This is a genomic window from Paenibacillus gyeongsangnamensis (assembly GCF_027533625.1).
Lineage (GTDB): Bacteria > Bacillota > Bacilli > Paenibacillales > NBRC-103111 > Paenibacillus_G > Paenibacillus_G gyeongsangnamensis.
This window is the reverse complement of sequence record NZ_JAQAGZ010000036.1, coordinates 20,383-44,574: the sequence shown is the minus strand read 5'-3', so window position 1 is coordinate 44,574 and position 24,192 is coordinate 20,383. Positions and strand designations below refer to the sequence as shown.

Here is a 24,192-nt window from a genome sequence, read left to right as displayed (position 1 = left end):
AGCACCTATTGGCATTTTCCCAAAGACATCACAAGATCGTAAACACCTTTTAAAAGATTTTTTTCGTCCCGGAGGGACGACTCCCGCGCCTTCGCTTGGGCTACGTCCTCAACCGGATAAATAAATCAAAATTCATTTTTCAAAGAACAAAAATTAAATAAGAGCAATTTCCAATTCATTAAAGAATCGGTAACTGCTCTTAGCATACAAGGAGGGACGGCTATGAAATATTTCAAGTCGGGGATCGATAGGCCGGTTGAGTTTATCTCCTGCGGCTTATTCGTCTCCGATGTTCCCTGGACTCACACCAGGCGGAATATCAATTCGTTCGAGCTGATTATCGGAGTAGGCGAATGCCTGTATATCTCGCAAGGGGGTACGGAGTACGAGGTAAAGCCCGGGGAAACGCTCCTGATTCTGCCGGACGAACCCCATGAGGGGTACCGGGAATGCAGGGCGGGAATTTCTTTTTACTGGTTTCATTTTGTTCCGGCCGGACCGTCCGAACTGCTGGGTGAAGTCGCCCTGAAGGAAGAACTTGGTAGACTGACAAATCCCGATTCGTTCAAGACCTTCTCGGAAATATGCTTTCCCGTCTACTTTAAGCCTGCGAGAATCGAGAGGGTCAATATCCTATTCCAGCAGCTACAGCATATCGTGAGCTCGAATTATTACACGCAGCAGGGCTCCAATTACATATCCACGTCCCTCCTGATCGAACTGTCCGAGCAGATGATCTCGAAGTATTACCAATCCGCCATGGTATCCCAAGGGGACAAGGGGATCTCGGAAATCGTGGAATGGATCCGGATTCACGTGAGAGAGGATATTTCCGTTACCGATATTGCGGCGAAATTCGCTTATAACAAGGACTATCTTTCCCGCTTTTTCAAGAAAAAAACAGGGTACAATCTTCAGGAATACATTCATCTGCTGAAAATATCCAAAGCAAAGGATCTGCTAACCCGCAGCACGAAAAGCATTAAGCTTGTTGCGGAGCTGGTAGGCTTCAATGATGAGAAGTATTTTATGCGATTATTCAAAAAATACGAAAATATGACACCGACCGAGTACCGGCAGGCCTATTACAAGATTCATATGAACAACCAGTAATAAATCATAGTGGACGATTCCGTATATTCATTGGACGAATCAGAGAATGGAATCCCTGTCGAATAAAAATCTACCGGGACTTAGGGGGCAACGTATCCCTAAGTCTCGGTAACCTCAGGCAGCTATTATTATTTTCAGTTCCAACGTATTTAAACGCTTTATCATTGGCTGACCGCCATCCGGTCAAGCATTTTGTTGATTTGATCCTCGAGATCTCGCAAAGCGGTGTTAATATCTGTTTTACCTTCTATGACCTGTTTATACTCGGCATCCAGAAGTTTTCGGGCATCGGAATAATAAACGGAAAATTCGGTGCCGGAAGCCGGTTTGCTTTTAAAGATGGACTGAGTATCGACTCCCGTCAGAAATCCCGAGCCGAATTGTTTTTGCAATTCCGCATTGATCAGCGTTGACTGCCGAGCCAAATATTTGGAGGCCGTCATCTGCACTTCGTCGGAGGTCAGTACCTCAATCACCTTCATGGCCGCATCCTTGTTTTTGCTCGTCTTTGTCACGAAAATACAGTGTTCATCCACCATGCCGTAAGTGTTGGGCAGCTCCTTGTAGCTCGGATATTGCGCGATGCCAACCTCAAATACCTGCGAATCAACTGCTTTTTTGATGTTTTGAAAAGCGTCTCCGACAGTTGCATACATAGCCGCTTCACCTTTGTAAAAATCTTTGTTCGGGTAGTTGCCCGGGAACGATTGGATTCGGAACGCCAACTCGAATACGTTCTTCCAGGTTTCGTTATTGACGTTGGCCCTTTCTATTTTTTTGTCTTTGTCTGTTTTTTTCTCTATCAGATTAGGTGACCATGGGAAGGAAATACGGCTTATATGCTCGATATTCAACCCCTGGATCTGTACTCCGTTTTCAACCCTCGTCATTTTCCTTCCTACTTCTATGGCATCCTCCCATGTCATTCCGTCCCTCGGATAGGGAACTCCGAATTTGTCGAACAAATTTTTGTTGTAGAACAGTGCGTTCAACTGCGCGTAATATGGAATGGCATACAGTTCTCCTTTATCGGAAGCGACCCGAATGGCATCAATATAAATCGGCTTGAAGCGACCCAAATCGAAATTATGCTTTTTCAAGAGTGGCGTCATGTCCTCCAACACATCGAACTTTGCGTAGCCCGGCAAACTGTTTTGTGGTGTAGTCAGCAAATCCGGAATGTTGCCGGCGGCGATCAGGTCTTCCAGTTTACCGCTTAGAGGTTCTACAGTAATATTCGGATATTTTTTGGCCATCGGTTCCAGAATCAACATTTGAAATGTTTCATCATTCATTGAAGCCCCACGTAGAATTTTGACGGTCACCGGTTTGGAAACATCCATTTGCTTATCATTGCCCTCTGCATCCTTGGGGACAGAACCGGTATCGCGTGTAGAGCACCCGTCGAACATCATCACGGCCATCAATACCAACGTAATTCCTACTCCATTTCGGATCATCGAACTCCTCCTTAATTCAACTAAAAATGGAATCGCTTACAAAATTTCGTTTTGTTTAAAGATCACTTAATAAGAAAATGAGAGTTAGTTCGCAAAAATAAAAAGAAAGCGTTTGCAGTCCCGCTTAGAAAAAAGTTTGCTTTAGGGAAAGTTACCACACGATGCGGCATCTTTGTGATCCTATTAAAATAAATGACATTACTTTGGAAATTATGCCATAAATGGATAAGCTATTTTTAGAGTGCAGCCGTAATCAGATGTGAGAACAACCCGATTTCAGCGAAAATGCGGCGCCGCCGGACAAAAGCATACCCCGGATTCCGTTATCAACAAATATAAACCAGGCTGCCGAAGCAGCCTGGTTATTTTTAGTGTGCTATATTGAACCGTATCTTGTACCGATTTGGATGGATCTTTCTTTTCTTGCCAAAAGACTCCCAATAACCATCACTGCGCGGCCGCTTATCATTCGAAGAGTACGAGCCGCTTACACCGCGGAGATTGAGGATTTATCAAGGCTTCCGTCATAGAAATCATAATACTGAAGATTATTGATGGTTAATTTGTATCAATTATATGTGAAATTAGCCTTTATCGAGGCGGAAATTTTCAACTCACCCGGCTGAATTGGCGTTGCTGCACTCTTGGTATATAATGCAGCAGCGTATGGAATTGGTTCTTGACTACGGGATATTTCTTGAACAAGATAAGGAGCCGGATAAAGCGTCACGCCTAATGTTCTGGCTATGGTTGTGGCCTTGAACAGGCCATTTTTTATAGCTATTGATAATGCATTGTTATAGGCAATTTCCGGGTGCGCCAATGTAAATTGAATGTTCGACACAGTATTGGCACCGTTCTTGACGGCCGTATCCACAATAAGTCCAGTCAGATCGATTTTATCAATTGTTAGTTGAAGCAAATGGGTTACTTTATATCCCCGAAACACTTGTTTGCCATCTTCATAGTTATATTGGACGTCGATGCTGTAATGCGTCGTTTGAATATTCTCCTTCGGGATGGATAGTTTTAACAACGCTTCGACGATATTGGTAACAGCACTTGCATTTTCTTTCTGAGCCGCTGTCAGGCTTACATTCTCAGTTATCACGCCAACAACGATAATGGCTTTTTGGGGAGCTGCCGAAATAGTTCCTTCCCCCGTGACTTCAATCTTATTACTACATTTGGGAAATAAGGATGAAGCGATCGGAGGATATGGAGACCATGGTTGATAGTACATTTGCCGTCCCCCATTCATGCGTTGCTAAACCTAATGTATTTATCAACCTCGTCCATGATTCCTATCGTCGGAAGAACTGAGCTTAGAGAGATCAAAGGCTATAGATCGATCCCTCGAAAGCCTCATGATGACGTCGCTTATTGAACTCTTATCTCCAGTTAGCACAACAACCAACTGCCGCCGCGGTTGGTTGTTGCTGCTCTGCTATTGATCTCTTTACAACATTTCATCCGTGGTTTTTAACGGTGGGTTCTCTTTTTCTTTTAAATAAATAATAATCGCTGCGATGACACAAATGGTAATAATACTCACCGATGTCCACTGTGCCGCTGTCCAACCAAATAAAAATCCAGGTGAATCCCCTCTCAACATTTCCAAAAGAAAACGTCCAATATTGTATAAAGCATTGGTTATCAAAAACAGATACCCTCTATTTAATTTCCGTGGCAAAAGAATCATAACGATAGCAAAAATAATGACATCCATCTGTCCTTCCCATACTTCTGCTGGATATAATGGCTTATCACCGAATGCAGCTCTAGCATTAGTACCTTCTGGGTAAAGAATTCCCCAATTTCCTCCAGTTGGATCTCCGAAAGCATCACCATTCATAAGATTTGCGTCCCTACCGATACTTTGTCCAAGAATAAGACCCGGTGCACATAAATCAGCGAGCTCCCAGAAAGAGATTTTGTGCTTTCTTACATACCATATTCCATACAAAAGGGCCCCTACAATCCCACCTTGGATGGAAAGACCACCATGCCAGATTGCAATGATTTCCCCTGGATGCTGAGAATAAAATTCCCAATCAAAAAAGAAAACTTGCCAAAAACGAGACCCCAAGATGGCACATAAGAACATAGGAGCCACCATGTTAAGAAAATGTTCTGCCAATTCATTTTTCTTTTGTAATTTTGCTAAAGTAACGGTTACGCCAACACCTAACCCAAAAGCTAACATAAAAAGCAAACTATACGATCGAATTGGAAATGATCCTATATGACCCAAGAATTGAAGCATCTCTGACTGCCTCCAGGCATTGATTTATTTAATCAATTATAACCCTTTTGAAACGATTGAAACAGTAATAATATAACGGAAATGTTTTACTTGTACATATTAATTTATAAAATTAATCTTACCATCTTCATCTGATCTCAAACTGGCCACAGAAAGCCCATAAAAACGCATTTTTCACCCTGTATAATCACGTCCCAAAGGCCACGCAACATAATTTTTACAGGCTCTAGGCGTTTCATAAAAGAATTGCCGTTACTTATAGTAAGGTTCACCTTAACGGTCATAACGGCGAAAATCACGAAAGGAGCATGCCGCGGCAGCTCCTTCGTTTATACAGGATTCTATAACTGTGGAGTCCCGTGACCTTATTTTCGGTACCTATAAGGCTCAAGTAGATAAATTGGTTGAACTGCAGCATGAGAACGGACCGGTTGCCGCAGTGATGAAGAACATCTCTGAAGACGGTACGGTGTTAAACGTCTCTGCGGGAACTCCGGTCTGCGAGCATAAGGAAGACTATAAGAAAAACTCCTTATCGGAGTCCTTCAAAGCAGCCAGACCGTTTTTAGAGGTAGTTTTTCTTGGTATAGAAAGTTGCAGTCCGCTTTAACGCTTTAGGGACTTAAACTTTCTATAACGTTAAAAAAATCGACTTAGCATCGACTGCCTATGGACAAGCCTTAGTGATCGTGCTGTTGACCGAAGCTCTGTATCATACTGAACTGTAAGAGCGTGCCGCTTTCTATTCAGAACATACATTCTGCTTCCACATTTTGAAACTGAGTAAAAAACCATCGAGAATAATAATCTCGATGGCCTTTTGAATTTTACACTACCGCTTCGCCTTATTAAACTAATGGTACAGCTTCATCAGCGCTCCTTTCTCAATTCGCGATACGTAGGAGCGCGAGATCTCCAACTCCTTCACGATCTCCCGCCGTATCCGCTCCTCGCCGCCATGTTCGAAGCGTAACTATTTAAAGCCGCGGCAAATAATTCATTGCAGTGGCCCTTGTTTTAGAAAACCACTCGGCTATCGTACGGGTACCGGTTCCGATCGGTTATACCGCTGCAGGCTTCAGAACCCCTGCATCCGCATCTTGTGCGCTTAAGCATTAGAAGCCCAAGCCGGTCTGCCCGCCAAGCAGCTGGCGCTTTAGCCAGCCGTTACAAACCATGGGATCTCCGTCGCTCAGCAGGATGTCATATAGATTTTTTCGCAGCTCTTGTGCAACGGAGGCATTTCCCGGGTGGTCTATCTGATTGTGGAGCTCGTACGGGTCTCTTCTCAGGTCATACAACTCATCCACATCCGTCAGATTCCAGACATATTTCCATTCCCTCGTGCGGATCATGCGCTGCGTGTACAGCCCAAACTGCTGCCCGTTATAGCTTGCGACCACCTCCTGTCTTGAGGCATCCGAAACGCCGCAAGTAATCAGCTTTAACTGTGATCTTCCGTGAAAGCGGTGCGTCTCCGGTGCAGCCAAACCGCACGCGTCCAGGATGGTAGGAGGAAGGTCCAGCAGGTTGTAAACCATCTCGCATGTTCGCTGACCTGCCGGAATGACGCCGGGCCATCGCATGACCAGCGGTACCCTTACCACGTCTTCATACATAACATAGTGCTTGTCGAGCATGCGGTGTCCTCCGCACATATCCCCGTGATCGGTAGTGAAGATGACCCACGTATTGTTCCGAAGCCCCAGCTCCTCCAGCTGCTTCAGCAGCCTGCCGACCGCATCGTCAAGCTGGCTGATCACCGCATAATAGCGTGCAACGATTGGCGCCCAATCGTCCCAGCCGTATGTTTCAATCCCCCAGTTGCGAAGCTGCTGCGCTTGGATATAAGGCTTGCCTTGAAAAGTGTCGGAGAAGCTGCCCCATTCCTGCGCATCCCCCGGACCATATCGCCCGGCGAAGGGCTGGGCCGGCCGGCACGGCAGGTGCGGCTCGGTGAAATTTACCCGCAGATGCCAAGGGCTGCCGGAGGAAGCTAGCGTTGCGAGCAGCTCCACAGCCTGCCGGGCCGTCCAATGTGTGTTAGCGTCTTCCAGGGGAAGCGGATCCGTCTCTCCCAAATATCCGTTCGTATACCTGACTTCCGGATAACGTTCACGAACCATTCGGCGGTGCGAAGCCCTGCTGTCGACATATTCGTCATATCCATAAAAGGTAGGGTCATAGTCCGGGTGAACATCCCACTTGCCGACATAGCCGCAGCGATAGCCGCCTGCCTTTAGCGTTCTTGCCCAGGAATAAGCGCCCGGCTCCAAGGCTCCTACCTTCAGCCCCATCGAAAAATTCCAAAGGCCTCCGAAGGAATCGGGCCGCTGGCCGCATACCAGTGATTGCCGTACCGGTCCGCAAACAGGAAAATGGCAGAAGGCGGAATCAAACCAGATCCCTTCCTCCGCCAAACGATCGATATGGGGGGTAGCTACCGGAACCATACCCGAATAACCGACGCAATCATAACGCAGCTGATCAGCCATCAGAATCAATACGTTCGGGCGACCCTCTTCGGAATTCATGATGTTTACGTGACCTCCCCCGCATAACGTGATTTCTCGACAGCTTCGTCAAAAATCTCGCGCTTAGGGTCTGCGTTCCATTCCTCCCAGCTTAAGCCGTACTGCTGCAGGATAAGATCGATCCGCCGCTGAAACGGCAGCCCCGCCTCCAGCTGAAGCCGCATCGGATCCTGCTTTCCGGTTAACTCGCGTGCCACCCATTGCTCCAGATCGTGTTCCAATTGATCGGCAAATACTGGCATTTCGACAGCTAGGTTGACCAGTTCCTCCGGATCGGCATTCAGGGCATAGAGCTCCCGCACCGGTCTTACATACGGTCCGGAATCCAACGTGCGGATGAATTTATAATCGCGCGTCACGATACCGCGTGACGCCTGCCATGCACACTCGCTTAAATAAATTCGCTCCTGCGTCCCTTCTTGCTCCCCGCGGATGACCGGCCACAAGCTCTTTCCGTCGATCGGCTCCTCCAGCTTCAGTCCTGCAGCCTCCATGACGGTTGGCATCAAATCCACATGCTGTACGAGACCGGTCACCCGTTTACCGGCGGATATAACCCCCGGCCAGCGCATAATGACCGGTACCCGGACGGTGGTTTCATAAAGACCGCAGTGGTCCCAATAAATCCCGTGCTCCGTTAAGCTTTCGCCATGATCCCCGAAAAGGACCAAGAGGGTATTCTCATACAAACCTTCCTGAATCAAGCATTGATCCAGTTCCCGAAGCCGGTCGTCCAAATAGCGCACCTCTGCGTCATACAGCGCATCGATGTAAGCCGAGTCCGTGACCGGTCCCAAATGATCGTAGTGATGATGCTTAAAGAACGGATAGGCCGGATGGTTATAAGCTTGATCCATGCTGCGGTTTGACGAATCAAACGGGTCGCGCCCGGCTTCATAGAAAGATTCGATATACTCTTTGGGCGGCAGGTAAGGCGTATGGGCGTCCCAGTAATGCAGAAACAAAAAGAAGCTCTTCTCCTTATGCTCCCGTATCCACGGAAATGCCAACGAATTCACCGTACGCCCGTCAATATGCCGATGTTCGCCGACAGAATTCATATAATACCGGTACCCGCGGGCGAACCACTCCTTGAGTTGGTACAAGTTGTCTACGGCTGCCGTCGTAAAGCCCTTCCTGCGCAGCAGCTCGGGCATCCAAGCGCCGCCCTTTGGCAGATAGGACAATGCGGAGCCATGCGATACGATTCCGGTATGGATGCCGAGCCTGCCGGTGAAAATGCCCGTATGTGCCGCCTCCGTTGGAATGTCAGACGCATAGGCCCGCTCAAACAGAACGCCCTGGGATGCAATTCGATCGATGTAAGGGGAAGTGGGCTTCTCGCAGCCATAGCAGCCGAGACGCGAAGCCCGCAGAGTATCCAATGAGACAAAGACGATATTCAAACCGATTTCCTCCATTTCGGCTCGCTTTCCGAAAGATAACCGAGAATGAGCTGGAGATTGTCTTCCAAAGTGTACTGATTCGTACGCAAGACCAAATCGGGCCATTCCGGAATTTCGTAGAGGTCGCTGATGCCGGTGAAATGGTTCAGCTTAGTCTCCCTGGCTTTAGCGTAAAGCCCCTTAACGTCCCGGCGCTCGCATTCCTCCAGAGGACAATCGACGAAAATTTCCACATAGCCCGGCAGCTCCTGCCGCGCATATTCCCTCATCTCCCGGTAGGGTGAAATGGCCGCTACCAATACGGTCACCCCATTGCGCGACAGAAGCTTGCTGACATAGACGATACGGCGGATATTTTCCATCCGGTCCTCCCGGCTGAAGCCTAGCCCCTTGGAAATCTTGGTCCGGAGCTCGTCGCCGTCAAGCAGCTCCACCCTTTTGCCGGAGGCCTGCAGGATGTCCTGCAGCGCCTTCGCCGTGGTCGTCTTTCCTGCTCCCGAGAGCCCGGTAAACCACAGAACAGGACCGTACCGATCATTCAACGCGGATCCCCCCTTGGCTGTAGGCTTTACGATTCGTGTTTCCTCTTCAGGATAGATCGATGACCTTGCCCCCGGAGAGCTGGGATTGAATGGCCGCTTCAATCAGCTCTTGAACGGCCAATCCATCGGCGCCGGAGGCTTCGATCTGATCCGGAGGCACCTGGGCCTCCACCTGCTTGATGAACGTGTCCAGCCGGGAACGGAATGTCGCATCGAATCCGGGGAAACCGCCAAGCACGGGATTGCGGTACACCCGGAGCTCCTCTTGGCCGTGGGGATAGTACGTGAGCGATTCATAAACGTTATCCAGGACAAAGCGTCCGCGGTGACCCGCCACCTCGCAGGCTTCGATCGGATGCCTATTGTCCATGTCGTAGCTGCCCATCAAGTGGCCTACCGCACCGGACTTGAATTCCAGATTAATAGACGCAGTTGACCACATGGTCCGCCCCGGCGCCTTGGTCATAAATGCCTGAACCCGCTTCACATCGCCTGCAAAGTATCGCAATACATCGAAGGAGTGCGGGTGAAGGGCCCTCATATGAAGCCATGGACTGGATTCCTTGGCGTTGCCGATCGTCAGCTTCATGTTGACAAATAGAAGGTCGCCGAGGTCGCCTGCATGGATCCAATCCTTCGCTTTAAGCGCCATGGGAGTAAACCGGTGATTCAGGTTGCACCCGAGACGCACCCCCCGCTCTCTGGCGAAGACCACCATTTCCCGGGCTTCCGCCAGATCGTTGGAGAGCGGCTTCTCCACAAGGACACTCTTGCCGGCTTCTATGGCCGCCATGGCCGGCGCGTAATGGTGGGAACCGTTTTCCACACCCCCGGTAGCGATACTTATGATATCTATCGCTTCCTGCTCCAGCATGCTGTTCACATCGTAGTATGCCTTCACTCCGAACATCCTTGCGGCCTGATCCGCCAGCTCCCGATTCAGATCGCAGACGGCCGTCAGCTCTGCGTCCGGATGCTCCTTATAGGAGCGGCAATGAATGCGCCCGATATTGTTCAGGCCGACAACCGCTGCCTTCTGCATCGCAGCATCGCCTCCATGATCATGTTAGCTTGCCTGATTAAACCTTCTCGGACGTCTCTTCCTTCGCAGCCGTGATAGCAGCTTCGGCTTCGGCAGCCTTCTTGGCGGCTTCCTTCTCCTGCAGCCGTCTAGCCGAGGATGCCGACCTAATCCGCATAGAATCGTAGGCCTGCTGAGAAGAGGCAAAGGGTCCGACATCCAGACCGTGCCAGTTCAAATTCGTATACATCGGATTGGTACGGCCGGTCTTCTGTTCCATAGAGGCAATATGTGCCTCCATGCGGGCGGACAGCAGTTTTACCACCTCAGGCTCCTGCTCGGCCAGGTTCGTCTGCTCCAACGGATCGCGAACGAGGTTATACAGCTCGACCATCGGCTTGAAGTGAATATCCGGCTCCAGAGCGACGATCAGCTTCCACTCCGGCGTACGCCAGCCGTGCTTGCGCATCCACGTGCACTCGGTAATATACATTTCGCTCTCGGGAACACGGACTTCATTCCTTACAAGCGGCATCAGACTTCGCCCGTCGTAAGAGGTGCCGGTCTCAATCTCGAGGAGCTCCAGGATGGTAGGCATGATATCCTTGATCTGCGTCGGGCTGCTTACTCGTTTCCCTTCGGGGAGCTTACCGGGATAGCGGAGGATAAGCGGGACCCGCAGGTTCGATTCGTATAGACCGTGATGATCGTAATAGCATTCATATTCGTTCAGCGTTTCCCCATGGTCCGCGGTCACGACGACCAAGGTCTCTTCATTAAGGCCGAGTGCTTCCAGCCCATTGAACAGCGCTTGTATGGATGCATCCATGTAGGCGACGGCCCCGTCATACTGGGCGTCAATATACTCGCTGTCCGTACAGCCCTCGGGAAACCAGGAGGAGAAATATTCCACAAACGGCTTAAACGCGTACAGTGCGTCCAAGGAATGATTATCCGGATCTTTTTCGTCTCCTCCGTAGAACAAACGTTCGAACGGTTTCGGAGGCAGGTAGGGCGTATGCGGATCCATATGCCGGAGGAATAAGAAGAACGGCTTCTCATCCTTGGCAAGTCTCTGCAGCTCGGGAAGGGTTACCGCGTTCAGATTTTCCGCCTTCGGGCAGCGTCCGGTTTCATCCGGCAGCCAGGATTCATAATTGAGATACTTCTGGAAGCCCCGTGAGGAGGGGTTACCGGTGAAGCCGACGCAGGTCGTATTATAGCCTTGCTCCCCCAGCACCTCGGCCAGCGTTTTCACATGATCTCCGAGAGGGCCCTTATGACGGAGCGCTACCACATCCGTACCGAAGCAGTCCATACCCGTCAGCATGGAGGCGTATCCCGGCGTCGTAGGGATGCTCGGAGAGAAGTGCTGCTCGAACAGAACCCCCTCTTGACTAAACCGGTCTAAGTGAGGCGTGGTCAAGCGGGAATATCCGTATCCGCTCATGTGGTCTCTGCGCAGACTGTCGATCCCTAGCAGTAGAAGGTTAGGCTGTTTTTTACTCATGGAACGAGCTCCTTTACTAATGAGTTGGCAAAAGCGAATCGTTCTCCCGGGCCCCCAGCGATTTCAGCACCGCATTCAGGTACCCCCGGCTCTCAGCGGCTACGATGGCCAGCTGTGCAAGGCTGTGGCCTTTCGCACCGATCACTTCCAGATTGACAGGACCGTCATAGCCGCTCTCGACCAATACTTTGCAGTAGTCGATCAGGTTGATGTCCCCCCGGCCGCAGGCTTGGGCCTCAATCGATCCCGGACCGGCCTGGCGGCCTTTGCAGTCGCGGATATGGATATGCTTCACCCTGCCGACCACTTGAGCCAAAGCCTCTTCCGGATTCTCATTCGCCCGGAAAATATGGCTGGGGTCCATGTCAATGCCGAAGGAAGCCGAATCGATGCTCTCCATCGCGCGCAGCGTAGTCGGCGTATTATATACCGCCTGACCGACATGGGCCTTCACGCACAAGGTTACGCCATAATCTCCGGCCAGATCAGCCATTCGCGAAAGCTTTTCGATTGAAGCCGTCAAGTCCTCCACCACATCGGACTTCCCGCTGGGTCCTACGTTGACAATCGGAATTCCGAGCTCGCGCGCCGCCTCGAAGGCCAGCTTCAGCCGGTTCTCATCCAGCGATGCCACCTCCATGGAAAGGAGCTTCAGGCCAAGCTCCTCCGTGATTTGCTTGATCTCAGCCGCCTGCTCGTTCCACCGGTCAAGCTCCAGATGCTCGCACATTCCCTTAATGGCCGCAATTTCGATGCCGTCATAGCCGCAGAGCTGAATATGTTTTGCCGCTGTGGCAAAGTCATACTCTTTAAACAGAACGGAGTTAATCCCTAATTGAATCATGCTTTTTATCCCCCTTTGATTAAAGTTCGACGACGCTGGACGTCTCGAAGGAACGAATGGCCGCTTCAATAATTTTCTGAGCTTTCAGCGCATCCTCGCCGGAGCCGTTGATCCGATCGTAGGCTGTCTTTGCGTCGAGCTGCTCGATCCAATCGCTGATCCGGCTCTTGAACGTCTCGGGGAAAGACCGCATACCGCCTAAGTAGCTGTAGGATTCCGTCTCGATCCCTTTACGCGGATAGAAGGTGAGATGCTCGCATGCATCCTCCAGCACAAACCTGCCCTTGGAGCCTACCAGCTCGCACCGCTCCAGCCCGTAGCCGGGCCCCGCATCGTAGCTTCCGACCAAATTGCCGATGGCGCCGTTCTCAAACTCCATGATGATCTGGGCATTGGACCAGATGGCACGCCCCTCTCCCTTCATCATAAAGGCGGAAACTCGCTTGACATCTCCGCAGAAATACCGGATCACATCGAAGGAATGCGGATGAAGCGCGCGCAGATGGAACCAAGGCGAGGTTTCCACCGGATTGTTGATCCACATCCGCATGTTGATCATGTGCAGCTTGCCGAGACGTCCCTCCTGGACCCAGCTCTTCGCCCTCTCGGCTGCCGGAGTGAAGCGATGGTTCAGATTGACCGCATATGGCAGGTGCTTCTCGCGGGCAAGCCTCACCATACGCTCCCCTTCCTCGATCCGGTTGGAAATCGGCTTCTCCCCGAGCACCGCAATGCCTGCATTCAGCAGCTCCATCGTCGGCTCAAAGTGCTCTCCGCCGTTCTCCTCTCCCTTGGTGGCCACGCTGCACGCATCCAGCCCGATACCGCTGTCCAGCATTTCGCGGACGCTGTAGAAGGCCCGGCAGCCGAACTTCTCTGCGGCCTTGTCCGCTTTCTCCTTCATAATGTCGCATACGGCCACGAGCTCCGTCTTCGGGTGGTCCTTATAGACTCCCGCATGAATGGAACCAATGTTTCCTACTCCCACAACCGCAACCTTCAACGTCATGATATAACCTCCGTCTGTGAAATGGATTCTATATACAGATCCCTGTATTGCCCCGGAGAGCAGCCTACCTTGCGGCGGAACAGCTGGGTAAAGAAGGAGGGATCCTCATAACCGACCCTATGGGCAATCTCGATCACTTTGTCATGGCCATCCATCAAATATTGCTTCGCGCGTTCGATGCGGATCTGATGGATACGCTCCGTGACGGTTTGCCCCGTCTCCTGTTTAAAAATCCGATTGAGCTGCCGGTTGCTGATATTGAAAAAGGTGCACAAGTCCGGTATGGCCAGCTTCTGATCAAAATGCCTCTCCAGAAACCCGTTAATTCGGCGGATCAGCACGGTCCGCTCCTTCTCTACCGGTTTGTATTCTTTGCCCGAGACCTCGGCATAGAACCGGGAAAGCATGATAAGCAGCTGAAGCAGCTGCAAACGGATGATGGTGGTGTAGCCCGGCCTCCGCTGTTCCCACTCCACGATCATTGCTGCAAGCAGTGCGCCCACCTCCGACGCCTTCGTTCCCGCCAGGTTCAACCGGTGATGAAAGCGTTCTCCGGCATCCAGAAAAGGGTACACATAAAAATAATCCATCGAGCGCGAAACCCCGAGCTCGCGGAGCATCGCCTCGCTGATCAGCTCCGGCAAGAACAGGCAGTTAATGATTTCGATCCGCTGTCCGGGCTTCGTTCGGTACGAATGAATTTCGCCAGGGTTGATAATAAAAACATCTCCGGCTCGAATGGGATAGCACTGGCCTTCAAATAAATGCTCGGCCTGCCCATCCACCAGAAACACGAGCTCGACAAAATCGTGCGAATGGTCCGAGATAACATGCTCGCTGTCGTGAACATAAGAACCGATACTGAAGGGACATGCATTATCTTTAATAAACTGTGCCCTGCGCAGCTGATGTACCATCGGTTGTCCCTCTATTCCTCGGAATAAGCCATCGTGGTAAACAACGCCAGCGCTTCCTGTGTAGTGTCCAGCCTACTATGCTGCACAATCACGGGAACCGAGCTCTCCACTTTGATCGCATACGAAACGCCGACCGGAATCAGCTGCCCTTCCCGGTCCTTCAGCTGGTCCAGGCGGATATGATGCGTGCGCTCGGCGCCGCAGACCGACTGGAAGCGATCCATCGGGTTCCGATCCTCGAAGTAGAAGGTGAGCTTAATGTGCGCATCTTCTTTACCAAGATTCAGCACGCAAACCGCTTCGTGGCTGATTTGGTCGCCGGTGCTCTTCGGCGGCAGAAAGCCGTCGGGAATGAACCAGGTCTTTTTCCCTGCCATATGTTTACTCCCCTTCCTTATCGTTCTATTACTATTATAGATAAGATTGACGGCCTCCGCATTGTCGTTTGCGCCATCTTAGATGTCCATTCCGCCTTTTCAATCACGGAAGCTTCACCTCATCCGGCAATCGCTCAGCCCTTCACCGCACCTGCGGTCATGCCCGCAACAATGCGCTTGTTGAAGAATAGGAACAGGATGAGCGGCGGAATGGAGATCAACACGACATCCGCAAAGAGCAGATTCCAGTTGGTCAGGTACATGCTCATGAAATTGTAAAGCGTCAGCTGAACGGTGGCATTCTCGGATCCCGGCAGGAAATAGAGCGGATTCACGAAATCATTAAAAATGCTGACCGATTGAATAATAATGATGGTTGACGAGACAGGCTTTAAGAGCGGAAAAATGATATGCGTGAACAGCTTGAAGCCGCCGCAGCCGTCGATAAACGCGCTTTCATCGATGTCGCGCGGGATGGTTGCGGTGAACGCCTTGTACAAGATGGCGCAAAACGGGAAGTGCAAGGCGATTTCCACCAGCGTCAGCCCCGTCATCGTTTTGAACAGGGCTACCTTATTCAGCACCCAAATCGTAGGCACGACAGCCGGCGGAATCATAAGCCCTGCCAGCACAAGGAAATTGAGAGCTGCCGCGCTTCGTCCCTTCTCCCGGCGCTGCAGCACAAAACCGGCCAGCGAGCTGACGAAAACGAGACCTGCAAGTGAAAAGACAGTCAGCAGCGTGCTATTGTAAAAGGCCCGGACCAGCATATGGTCTGAGGCTGCCAGCACGGCGGCATAATTTTCGATGATATGAAACGTGTCCGGCCAAGACATGTTCATATCGGCAGCCTTCACGCTCGATTTAAACGAATTGACGATGACAAAGTAAAAAGGGATCCAGAAAATAACGGTTGAAATCACTAGCATACAAAACGTGACCAACGATTTTCCGGCTAAGGCGCGGACGTTGATTTTACGTTCCATCGTACCGACCAGCGATTTGCGCGTGACGCTGTTCATAAATCAACCTCCTGCTTGCTCAAGAACATATAGAGCGGGAATGCGAGCACGGAGATGCCAATGAAAAGAATCACGTTTCCGGCGGTCGCCAGCCCGTAGAAGCCCGCTTGGTATTGCTTATAAATGATCGAGGCAATGAGGTCCGTGGAGAAGCCCGGGCCGCCGCGGGTCGTTGCCCAGATCAGGTCAAACGTTCTCAAACCGCCAATGAAGGCGAGAATAATAACCGAATTCATTGCAGGTCTGCTTAGCGGAAGCGTGATATGCCAGAAGCTGCGGAACGCATTGCCGCCATCGATCTTCAGCGCCTCGTAATAATGCTGCGGAATCGACATGATCCCGGCGATGTAGATGACGGTCGCTATCCCCACTCCCTTCCATACATCAATGAAGGCTACGGAATACAGCGCCAGCTTCGTATTTCCAAGCCAATCGGGTCCTTCGATGCCCAACGCGGCCAGAGCGGTATTGATCACACCCGACGTGGGATGCATCATCGTGCTGAAGGCAATCCCGACGGCAATCGTACTAAGCAGCGTAGGGAAGAACACCATCGAACGGAAGTAATCCTTCAGCCAAATTTTCGAGGTCAGCAGCGTGGCAAGCAGCAGGGCGAGAATCACCTTCAGCCCGCAGGTTACCACAGCGAAGATGAGCGTATTCTTAAACCCGATTTTCAAAGAGGTTTCTTCGAAAAACATTTTGTAATTATCCAGCCCAATAAATTGCCATTTCGTGAGCGTCCATCGCGTCAAACTAAAAAAGAGCGACATGAAGGTCGGAAGCAGGTAGAACGCGAAATAGATAATGCCCGCCGGCAGCAAGAACAAATACGAATACATCTTCTTCTGGGATAGGGTCATTCGTTTCCCTCCTTTAAGAATCGGCCCCGCACAACTGTGCCGGGGCCGATCAAACCGTAATCTCTAGTTACCAGCCCTTCAGATTAAGCTGCTGCGCTTGCTTCTTGACGTCTTTGTCGTAATCGTTTGCCCCGTCCACCGGCGACTTCTGGCCTGTACCGACTTCGATCAGAATGCTCTCCAGATTCGGTCCTTTCACCGGCGATACGAATTCAAGCGCCGGTGCGGTTTTGCCGGCGTCGAAGTAAGGCTGCATTTCCTTAATGGCGTCGTAAGCATCGTCCGGCACATTGATTCCTTTAATCACGTAAGGACCGTTCGCTTTACTCTTGGACATGTAAACCTTCATGCCTTCCGGAGAGATCAGGAAGTCGAGGAACTGTTTGGCCGCGTCGATATTTTTACTCTTCTTGTTGATATAAAGGCCGTTTGGCATCCAAACGGTGAAGCCGTTGATGCTTGCATTGTCACTAGGGACCGGGAATACGCCGATGTCCTTGATTTTATCCGGAAAATTCATTGCGAGCGCATCCACTGCATGGGTCAGCATCGGATAATGAACGCCTGTACCCTCCGCCAGCAGCTTTAGCCCGCCGTCATAAGTGGTAGCGAGAAAATCCTTATTCATGTAGCCTTTGCTATAGGTTTCCGCTGTCATCTCGAAGCCCCGCAGCGCTGCCGGCGTGGTCGCGTATTTGGCTTTGTTGGCTGTATAATCCGCAACAAAATTCGGAGTCTGCGCCTGAACGTTGTAATGGTTAGCCAACACGTACAGCTGCGAGGTCCAGGTTGTTTTGAAGGACCCGATCACCGCCGTTTTCCCGGCCGCCTTAATTTTATCGCAGTTTGCTATATACTCGGCCCATGTCTTCGGAACGCTTAGGCCCAGCTCTTTGTATACCCGCTTGTTATACATAATGCCGCCGACGTTGGATGAGCCGCCTGGAACGCCAAACACCTTGCCGCCTGCGCTGACCGTCGATTTAAAGGAGTCCAGCAGCTTGTCGACGAACGGCTCCTTACTAAGGTCTACGAAGTTCTCTTCCGGATTCAGCGCCTGGAACAGCGAGCCCGAGTTATAGTAAAGAATGTCCGACATTTCCCCTGTAGCCAGCCTCGTCTTCACCAGATTGTCGCCTTCCGTCCCGTCCGGCTTAATATCGAACTTGATCTTGATGTTCAGCTTTTTCTCCGCCTCCGCTGCAACCGCTTGCAAAGCGGGATACGCAGTACCGGTACTTCCTGTAAGAAGGGTCAGCGTTTTGGGCGCGGCAGCTTTGCTGTTCTCTTGGGTGGTTTTGCTGTCTCCTCCCCCGGCTGCGGCTCCCCCTGACGGCTGTCCTTGTCCGCATCCCGCGATGACGGTTGATAGTAAGGCTGTGCATGAGAATAATGCAGCAATTTTCGTCCGATTCATTCCATTTCCTCCCTTTTGGATACACCTGTTCACGACGACTCTCGTTACCAAATGAGTTCCCAAGGCCCGGGTTCCCAGGAAACTCTCCGGTGTATGCACCTTTACTATCGAGTTATACTCCGGCACCGGATCTTATGTATATTGTAATTGAACGAGGAACATGGGAATACATAGGAATTGAACCGATTTAGGGGGGTAAATTTTCCTGTTTGGATGGTTCGGAACAACATTTACTTATTCATCGCCCTCTTAGCGTACGTCATCGGCGTCTCGCCAACCAGTTTCTTGAATATCGCGCTGAAGTGCTTCGGGTCTTCGTAGCCGACCATGCGGCTCACCTCCTGCAGCCGCTCCACTCCTCCGCTAAGCAGCTCTTTGGCCTTACGGATCCGGTATTCGGCTAAATACTCGGAGAACGTAAGTCCGGTTTGAGCCTTAAACATTCGGGACAGGTACCCGAGACTGACATGATGCTCAGCGGCAAACCGCTGTAAGGAGATCGTTTCCTGATACCGGGAGTGAATTAGCCTTAACAGCACCGGAATCAGTCCCTTCGGGTTGCGGTCTGCGGGTTCTTCCTCCCCATAAAGACGAACGATCTTCTCATGAAGATAGTGAAGCAGCTCGCCGTAGCCGGATACGTGCTGCAGCAAACGGGGATCCTCGTGGAGATCATGCAGAATTACGCTCCCGCTTCGGGAGCTGAGCAGTTTGTATTTCAACGAGAAGAGCATGTCGCTTACAAACAGGCGGAGCTGCCGTCTGGTGATTTTTTTATTCCTTAATTCCTTTAGCATATTGTGCAGGGCCGCTTCGCCTTTCACCAGCTCCCCTTTTCTGTAATGCGTCTCGAGCAGTCTCACCCGGTCCCAAGCATCGCCGAGCTCCACATCGCGGTTACCCTGTTGAAGCGCTAATGTCGGCATGCCGAACAGCATCCGGTCTTCCAAATGCTGCTTCAGAAGGCCGAACGCCTCGTATAGAGATTGCCGGGCCGATTTCTTCGTCATTCCGATATGAATATGATATATATCGCTCCGGATCCGTTCGAATAATTGTTCGACAATCACTTCCATCATGTCGTGGCCCTCGTCCGGATCGCATTCGAAGAGGAGAACTCGCTGCCTGCCATCCAGTTCCACTCCCAATATTTCACCTTGCGAGGGATTACTCGGCAGCTTCTTTAAATCCGCGAGGCGCAGCCCCGTATCCTTCCAGCCGATATAGGCTGCTCCCTCCAATTGGAGCAGAAGCATACAAAACGGATCTTTGTAAAAACGCTCCAGCTTCGGGCCTGTAGGGAACTCCGGCGTCAAAAGCGCTTGTACCAAAGAAGCGTGCAGCCGCTCTTCCGTCTGCGTCATTTGACGCTTGATCTGCTGCAGTGCCTGATCCACGGTTTTGAGCATAATGTCCTTCTTCACAGGCTTGACCAAAAAGTCCGCCACGCCGAACTTCATTCCTTGCCGGGCGTATTCGAAATGATCGTGGACGCTGATGATCATTTTCATAATCGAGGCATCCCGCTCATTCAGCTTCTGTACCAGCTCCAGCCCATCCATTCCGGGCATATTGATATCCGTAAGCACCAAATCGGGACGGACGGTATCCGCCGCCAGCAGGGCATCCTCCCCGTTATCAAAGGCGAACACGCGGTGTTCCGGTTCGTAGACCCTAAACAGCTCCTTCAGCTCTGCGAGTGCCCAATATTCGTCTTCTACCAGAAATATGTTCATCGCATTCCGTCAGCCTCCTCTTGATCGACAAGTCGTAAGGGCGTCGTTACACTGACCATCGTTCCTTTGCCGGGCGGACTGCTAATCGTTACACCGTATTCCTTCCCGTAATATAATTGAATCCGCTGATGAATATTCAGAAGCCCTATGCCGTCAGCAGCATCGCGAAGCCCGTGAAGCGCATTCGCGGTATGAAGCGCGTGCTGCAATTGCTCCAGCTTAGTGTCCTCGATGCCAGGACCATTGTCCATAACCGTAATCGTCAGCAGTCCGTCGTGATCCCTTGCTCCTACGTGGATGAAGCCTCCCGATCTCATTCGCTGTACCCCGTGGTTCACGGCATTCTCGACCAGCGGCTGGATCGTCAGCTTCAAGATCGAAGCCTGCCGCAATTCGTCCGGCACGGATAGCGACAGCTCCAGCCGATCCCCGAACCGGTGCTTTTGGATTTTGAAATAGTTGTTGATATGATCCAATTCCTCTTGCAGCGAAACGGACTTGTGAAGATTTTTCATGCTGTATTGGAACAAGCCGGCTAACGATTCCGAAATTTCGGCCACTTCTTCTATACCCTTGAGCCTGCTGATCGACTTCATAATATTTAAGGTATTGTACAAAAAGTGCGGATTGATCTGTGCATGAAGCGCGGCGAGCTGCGCGTTTTTCTCGGCGAGCTTGGATTCATACACCTCATGGATCAGTTTTGAGATGCTGTCCAGCATGTGGTTATACATTCTGCTAAGCTTTCCGACCTCATTCCTCCCTGTGTAATCCATCCGCTGATTGAAATCCCCCAGTTCCACGCTGGACATCTTCCGCATCATGTTCCGGAGAGGCAGCGTGATCTGATGAGACAGGATATAGGATACCAAGGCGACGAGCAGCATCGTCACGATGCCGACGACAATGACAATATCCTGAATGCGCTTTTGCTTGCTCAATACGATATCCTTGGGAATCAGAACAATCGTTTTCCAGCCCGTGTAGCTTGAAGTCTCACAGGTATACAATTGGGATTTGCCGTTCCACTGCAGCTCCCCCTCCAATTTTCCCTGCTGAAGCAGTCCCAAGTCGAACCTTTGCCTGGATGTATTATTCGCCGCGCTGCTTCCGTTCTCGTACACAATCTCTCCTTGCTCATCTACGAGCAGAACACGCATGCTGCCGGCGAATTCTCCGGCTTGCACTTGGGACAGCACCAGCGCTTTGAAGGCATTTACGTTAATGTGGATGTTTACATAGCCGATCGTTTGCTGCGTGGGAATGCGATGTATCCTGCGAAGAAACGACACAATGCGCTTCGGCGCTTCGCCTATGCCTTCTCCGCCGATCATGGGCTGCAATATGAACTTTTTGTTTTCGAGAAGCAGGTTAAATTGCTGCAGCTCATCGAAGGAATAAGGAACCGCCGGCTTATGTTCAACCAGCTTGGTGTAATAGTACATATATCCGTCCAGGGTATATATGGAGATGCTTTGCACGTAGGGCTTGGGATAAGAAAAATCAAACAGGAAAGGGTTCAGCTTATATCCGATAATTTCCTTCTCAATGGATTCGGATGCCCTCCGGTAATCCAGCAGACTGTTCTGAACCGCCGGCGAGATCGATACGGCCAGGCTAAGCTCTTCGATGTTTTGCATATATAAATCGACCATTTGGGAAAACTGCCTCGAGATGACGGAGGACAAGGAGAAGGTCTGGTTCTTGATGTCGCTTGTGTATTTGACGAAGAAAATCGAGCAGGTGATCCCCACTATGAATAAGGATACGATGGAGAACGATAGAAACATTTTCGTTTTTAGCATCGGCCTGGCACCGTCCTTGTCCAGCCGGGCAGCTTGTTATTTTAGCCCATAATTATTCTCTGCGTTCCATTTATTCTCCTCCTTCTTCTGCTGAACGCCGGCGAGCATGATTTTCTTTAGCTCATTCAAATAGTTATCCAGCTGCATCGAGCCTTCCAGGTAAAGCTGGCCGAGCTTTTGGTTATTCTCCGTTACGTTCTTGTCTACCTCGCCGCCGTAAATATTAAGCTTCATCGGATCTCCGACGAACATAAAGCCCTTGAGCTGTTCGGGCAGCTCGGCCGTAGAGGTTGCCGGCGTCCGGTACAGCTTCTCCGCATGCGTCCCTTGGATTTTCGCCGAGGTCACGTAAGCCATAAAGTCAACCGCTGCATCCAGCTTCTCCGGCTTGATCGATTTCGGAATAGCCAGATTGCCTGCAGGTACGCCGCCGATTTCCATCAGCTTGCTAATAGCGTCAGGATGATTGTCTTTGGTTAAATACGGCAGCGGAAAAGCGGCCATCTCGAACTTCCGAGCCTTCGATTCATAGAGCGGCTTGCTCTGTCCGGAAGTCCTCATCACCATCGCCACTTCGCCGCGGAGGAACATATCCGAGGAGGTAGCGAAATCGATGCCGTTGTAGCCCTTCGGCCAATACTTACTCCAGTTCTTGATAATCGGGAATACATCCCTGTAAGGCGGCTTCGTGATATCGACGATGCCTTGGTCGACCGCCCGCACATACTCATTCATCTCGATAAAACCGCTTTTGTTTACATCCATCTTTTCATACTGCCCCGCGATCAGCTCCTCCGTAAGGATGCGGACGGACCAGCTGTAGCTGTAATCGCCCGGCTTCGTATTCGGAAAACCGAAAGGGGTTACGCCGATGCCCTTCAGCTTCTCCTGCGCCTCAAGAAATTCGTTCCAAGTCTTAGGGATATTCTGAATACCTGCTTTGGCAAACAGATCCTTATTATAGAGCACGCGAACCGAGTCCACACTGGTCGGAACGCTGGCAAACGTTTTATTGTCCCCCATCAATCTCTGCAGCATGGATTTAGGGAAAATCTCCTCCCACGATTTGTCTCCCAGATTGGGCTGCTTCTTCGAATAATAAGGCGTCAGATCCACTAGCAGCCCTTTCTTCAAGTCCTCCTGGTCCCAAATGTATCGGGTTGTGAACACATCCGGCGCCGTGCCCCCAAGAAGCTGAGTGGTAATCCATGCCCGATGCTGCTCGACTCCTCCGAAATTTTGCAGCTGAAGCTTGATGTCTACATTCGGGTGCTTTTCCATATAAGATCGGGCCGTCTCTTCCCATACCTGCTGCTCCGTCTGATCGCCGCTGGCTTCCGCCATGATCATGACGTTCAATTCCGTTTTGCCGCCTTGATTGGAAGAGCCCGCAGATGAGCTTGTGGTTGCGGCATCACCGCAACCGGTAAAGGCCAGCGGAACGGTAAGACATAGAGGGAGCAATCTTTTCAGTGGACTCATTAGGTCTAACTTCCTTCCCATGGGAGTTTTATGCAGGCATCGTTGCCTACCCTTTGACGGCACCGGAAGTGATGCCGCTAATAAATGATTTGGTGGCGAAAATGAACAGCAGCAGCAGCGGAAGCGCTGCTATGACGTAGCCTGCAAATTGAATTCCCTGCACCTGGTCCATCGGGCCCTTGATATTACTCAGCGCCAGAATGACCGGCTTTACCTTGTCCCCAGATGTTACGACAAGCGGCCATATATAATTGTTCCAGCCATTTAATGCATTGATAATGGCCACCGTAGAAATGACGGGCCTTGAGAGCGGCAGGATAAACTGCCAGAAGATGCGCAGCTCCCCGGCTCCCTCCAACTCGGCTGCTTCCAGCAGGCTGCGCGAGATGCCTTCAAAGAAGGTCCGCGTCAGCATGGTACCCAGTGCGGAAGCCCCGGCCATGGGACCGAAAATTTGCGCCCAATACGTATTGAGAAGGCCCAGTTGCTTGAACAGCATAAACTGTGGGATCAGCAGCAGAAAGGCGGGAACCATCATCAGGCAAAGAATCAGGTAGTAAAGCAGCTTCTTGCCGAAAAATTCAAAGCGGGCAAACGAGTATCCAGCCAGCGTGGAATTCAACAGCACGCTTCCAATGATGCCGGCCGAGATGAGGATTGAGTTTCCGATGGAACGCGCCGTCTGCCGGAATGCCTCGACATAATTGTCCAAATGAAACGGGAAGGACGGAACCCAGAATTGGTGTATGATCTGGTCCTGATATTTCAAGGATGTGATGAGCAGCATGTAAAAGGGCATCAGGGTCAGCAAGAGAAGAACGAAGAGAATCAGCTGATTGGCAAGTGGTCCTATGGTAAGCTTCCGCAT

The 24,192-nt window shown here is 51.0% G+C and carries 21 protein-coding genes and 1 pseudogene; 2 read left to right on the top strand and 20 right to left on the bottom strand.

Annotation, left to right across the window (positions count from 1 at the left end):
- Window positions 1-222 precede the first annotated feature (222 nt).
- Entirely contained in the window at window positions 223-1,113 is an 891-nt protein-coding gene (locus O9H85_RS34575) for an AraC family transcriptional regulator (protein WP_269885912.1), read from the top strand.
- A gap of 161 nt (window positions 1,114-1,274) precedes the next feature.
- Here the strand turns inward: O9H85_RS34575 and O9H85_RS34570 are convergent, their stop codons facing one another.
- From O9H85_RS34570 to lgt, 3 genes are all read right to left on the bottom strand, one after another.
- Complete coding sequence (locus O9H85_RS34570; RefSeq protein ID WP_269885911.1) at window positions 1,275-2,573, bottom strand: ABC transporter substrate-binding protein; 1,299 nt, start codon at window positions 2,571-2,573, stop codon at window positions 1,275-1,277.
- A gap of 568 nt (window positions 2,574-3,141) precedes the next feature.
- Window positions 3,142-3,816: an SIMPL domain-containing protein gene (locus O9H85_RS34565; protein ID WP_269885910.1), complete on the bottom strand. Its 675-nt coding sequence runs from the start codon at window positions 3,814-3,816 to the stop codon at window positions 3,142-3,144.
- 216 nt (window positions 3,817-4,032) lie between these two features.
- Entirely contained in the window at window positions 4,033-4,839 is an 807-nt protein-coding gene (gene lgt / locus O9H85_RS34560; RefSeq protein ID WP_269885909.1) for a prolipoprotein diacylglyceryl transferase, read from the bottom strand.
- Window positions 4,840-5,188: 349 nt separating this feature from the next.
- Between lgt and O9H85_RS34555 the strand changes: the two genes are divergently transcribed.
- Window positions 5,189-5,449, top strand: a complete 261-nt coding sequence (locus tag O9H85_RS34555; protein ID WP_269885908.1) for a hypothetical protein — start codon at window positions 5,189-5,191, stop codon at window positions 5,447-5,449.
- 243 nt (window positions 5,450-5,692) lie between these two features.
- Here the strand turns inward: O9H85_RS34555 and O9H85_RS34550 are convergent.
- The 17 genes and pseudogenes from O9H85_RS34550 to O9H85_RS34470 all read right to left on the bottom strand — a co-directional run.
- Window positions 5,693-5,803 (bottom strand): annotated as a pseudogene (locus O9H85_RS34550) (sigma factor-like helix-turn-helix DNA-binding protein); the annotation flags it as partial.
- Window positions 5,804-5,954: 151 nt separating this feature from the next.
- Window positions 5,955-7,373, bottom strand: a complete 1,419-nt coding sequence (locus O9H85_RS34545) for a sulfatase-like hydrolase/transferase (protein WP_269885907.1) — start codon at window positions 7,371-7,373, stop codon at window positions 5,955-5,957.
- A 5-nt stretch (window positions 7,374-7,378) separates the two neighbouring features.
- Window positions 7,379-8,779 (bottom strand): sulfatase family protein, encoded by a 1,401-nt coding sequence (locus tag O9H85_RS34540; protein ID WP_269885906.1) that lies wholly within the window; start codon window positions 8,777-8,779, stop codon window positions 7,379-7,381.
- On the bottom strand, window positions 8,776-9,321 hold the full coding sequence (cysC, locus tag O9H85_RS34535; protein ID WP_269885905.1) for an adenylyl-sulfate kinase: 546 nt from the start codon (window positions 9,319-9,321) through the stop codon (window positions 8,776-8,778). The genes O9H85_RS34540 and cysC overlap by 4 nt, the downstream gene beginning before the upstream one ends.
- A gap of 46 nt (window positions 9,322-9,367) precedes the next feature.
- Window positions 9,368-10,363, bottom strand: a complete 996-nt coding sequence (locus tag O9H85_RS34530; protein ID WP_269885904.1) for a Gfo/Idh/MocA family protein — start codon at window positions 10,361-10,363, stop codon at window positions 9,368-9,370.
- Window positions 10,364-10,400: 37 nt separating this feature from the next.
- Window positions 10,401-11,852, bottom strand: coding sequence for a sulfatase family protein (locus tag O9H85_RS34525; protein WP_269885903.1), 1,452 nt, complete (start codon window positions 11,850-11,852; stop codon window positions 10,401-10,403).
- Window positions 11,853-11,868: 16 nt separating this feature from the next.
- Window positions 11,869-12,696: a sugar phosphate isomerase/epimerase family protein gene (locus O9H85_RS34520; protein ID WP_269885902.1), complete on the bottom strand. Its 828-nt coding sequence runs from the start codon at window positions 12,694-12,696 to the stop codon at window positions 11,869-11,871.
- A 19-nt stretch (window positions 12,697-12,715) separates the two neighbouring features.
- The gene (locus O9H85_RS34515) at window positions 12,716-13,705 is read right to left on the bottom strand and encodes a Gfo/Idh/MocA family protein (RefSeq protein ID WP_269885901.1); all 990 of its coding nucleotides are present in this window, start codon (window positions 13,703-13,705) and stop codon (window positions 12,716-12,718) included.
- A complete protein-coding gene (locus O9H85_RS34510; RefSeq protein WP_269885900.1) occupies window positions 13,702-14,622 on the bottom strand; it encodes an AraC family transcriptional regulator in 921 nt (306 codons plus the stop codon). Before O9H85_RS34510 ends, O9H85_RS34515 begins: the two co-directional genes overlap by 4 nt.
- A gap of 11 nt (window positions 14,623-14,633) precedes the next feature.
- Window positions 14,634-14,999: a sensory rhodopsin transducer gene (locus O9H85_RS34505; RefSeq protein ID WP_269885899.1), complete on the bottom strand. Its 366-nt coding sequence runs from the start codon at window positions 14,997-14,999 to the stop codon at window positions 14,634-14,636.
- Window positions 15,000-15,133: 134 nt separating this feature from the next.
- On the bottom strand, window positions 15,134-15,928 hold the full coding sequence (locus O9H85_RS34500) for a carbohydrate ABC transporter permease (RefSeq protein ID WP_269885914.1): 795 nt from the start codon (window positions 15,926-15,928) through the stop codon (window positions 15,134-15,136).
- 89 nt (window positions 15,929-16,017) lie between these two features.
- Entirely contained in the window at window positions 16,018-16,884 is an 867-nt protein-coding gene (locus O9H85_RS34495) for a carbohydrate ABC transporter permease (RefSeq protein ID WP_269885898.1), read from the bottom strand.
- A 67-nt stretch (window positions 16,885-16,951) separates the two neighbouring features.
- On the bottom strand, window positions 16,952-18,301 hold the full coding sequence (locus O9H85_RS34490; protein WP_269885897.1) for an ABC transporter substrate-binding protein: 1,350 nt from the start codon (window positions 18,299-18,301) through the stop codon (window positions 16,952-16,954).
- A 230-nt stretch (window positions 18,302-18,531) separates the two neighbouring features.
- Window positions 18,532-20,037: a response regulator gene (locus O9H85_RS34485; protein ID WP_269885896.1), complete on the bottom strand. Its 1,506-nt coding sequence runs from the start codon at window positions 20,035-20,037 to the stop codon at window positions 18,532-18,534.
- On the bottom strand, window positions 20,034-21,842 hold the full coding sequence (locus O9H85_RS34480) for a cache domain-containing sensor histidine kinase (RefSeq protein WP_269885895.1): 1,809 nt from the start codon (window positions 21,840-21,842) through the stop codon (window positions 20,034-20,036). Before O9H85_RS34480 ends, O9H85_RS34485 begins: the two co-directional genes overlap by 4 nt.
- 36 nt (window positions 21,843-21,878) lie before the next feature.
- Window positions 21,879-23,324, bottom strand: coding sequence for an ABC transporter substrate-binding protein (locus tag O9H85_RS34475; RefSeq protein ID WP_269885894.1), 1,446 nt, complete (start codon window positions 23,322-23,324; stop codon window positions 21,879-21,881).
- A 46-nt stretch (window positions 23,325-23,370) separates the two neighbouring features.
- Window positions 23,371-24,192 (bottom strand): carbohydrate ABC transporter permease, encoded by an 822-nt coding sequence (locus tag O9H85_RS34470; RefSeq protein WP_269885893.1) that lies wholly within the window; start codon window positions 24,190-24,192, stop codon window positions 23,371-23,373.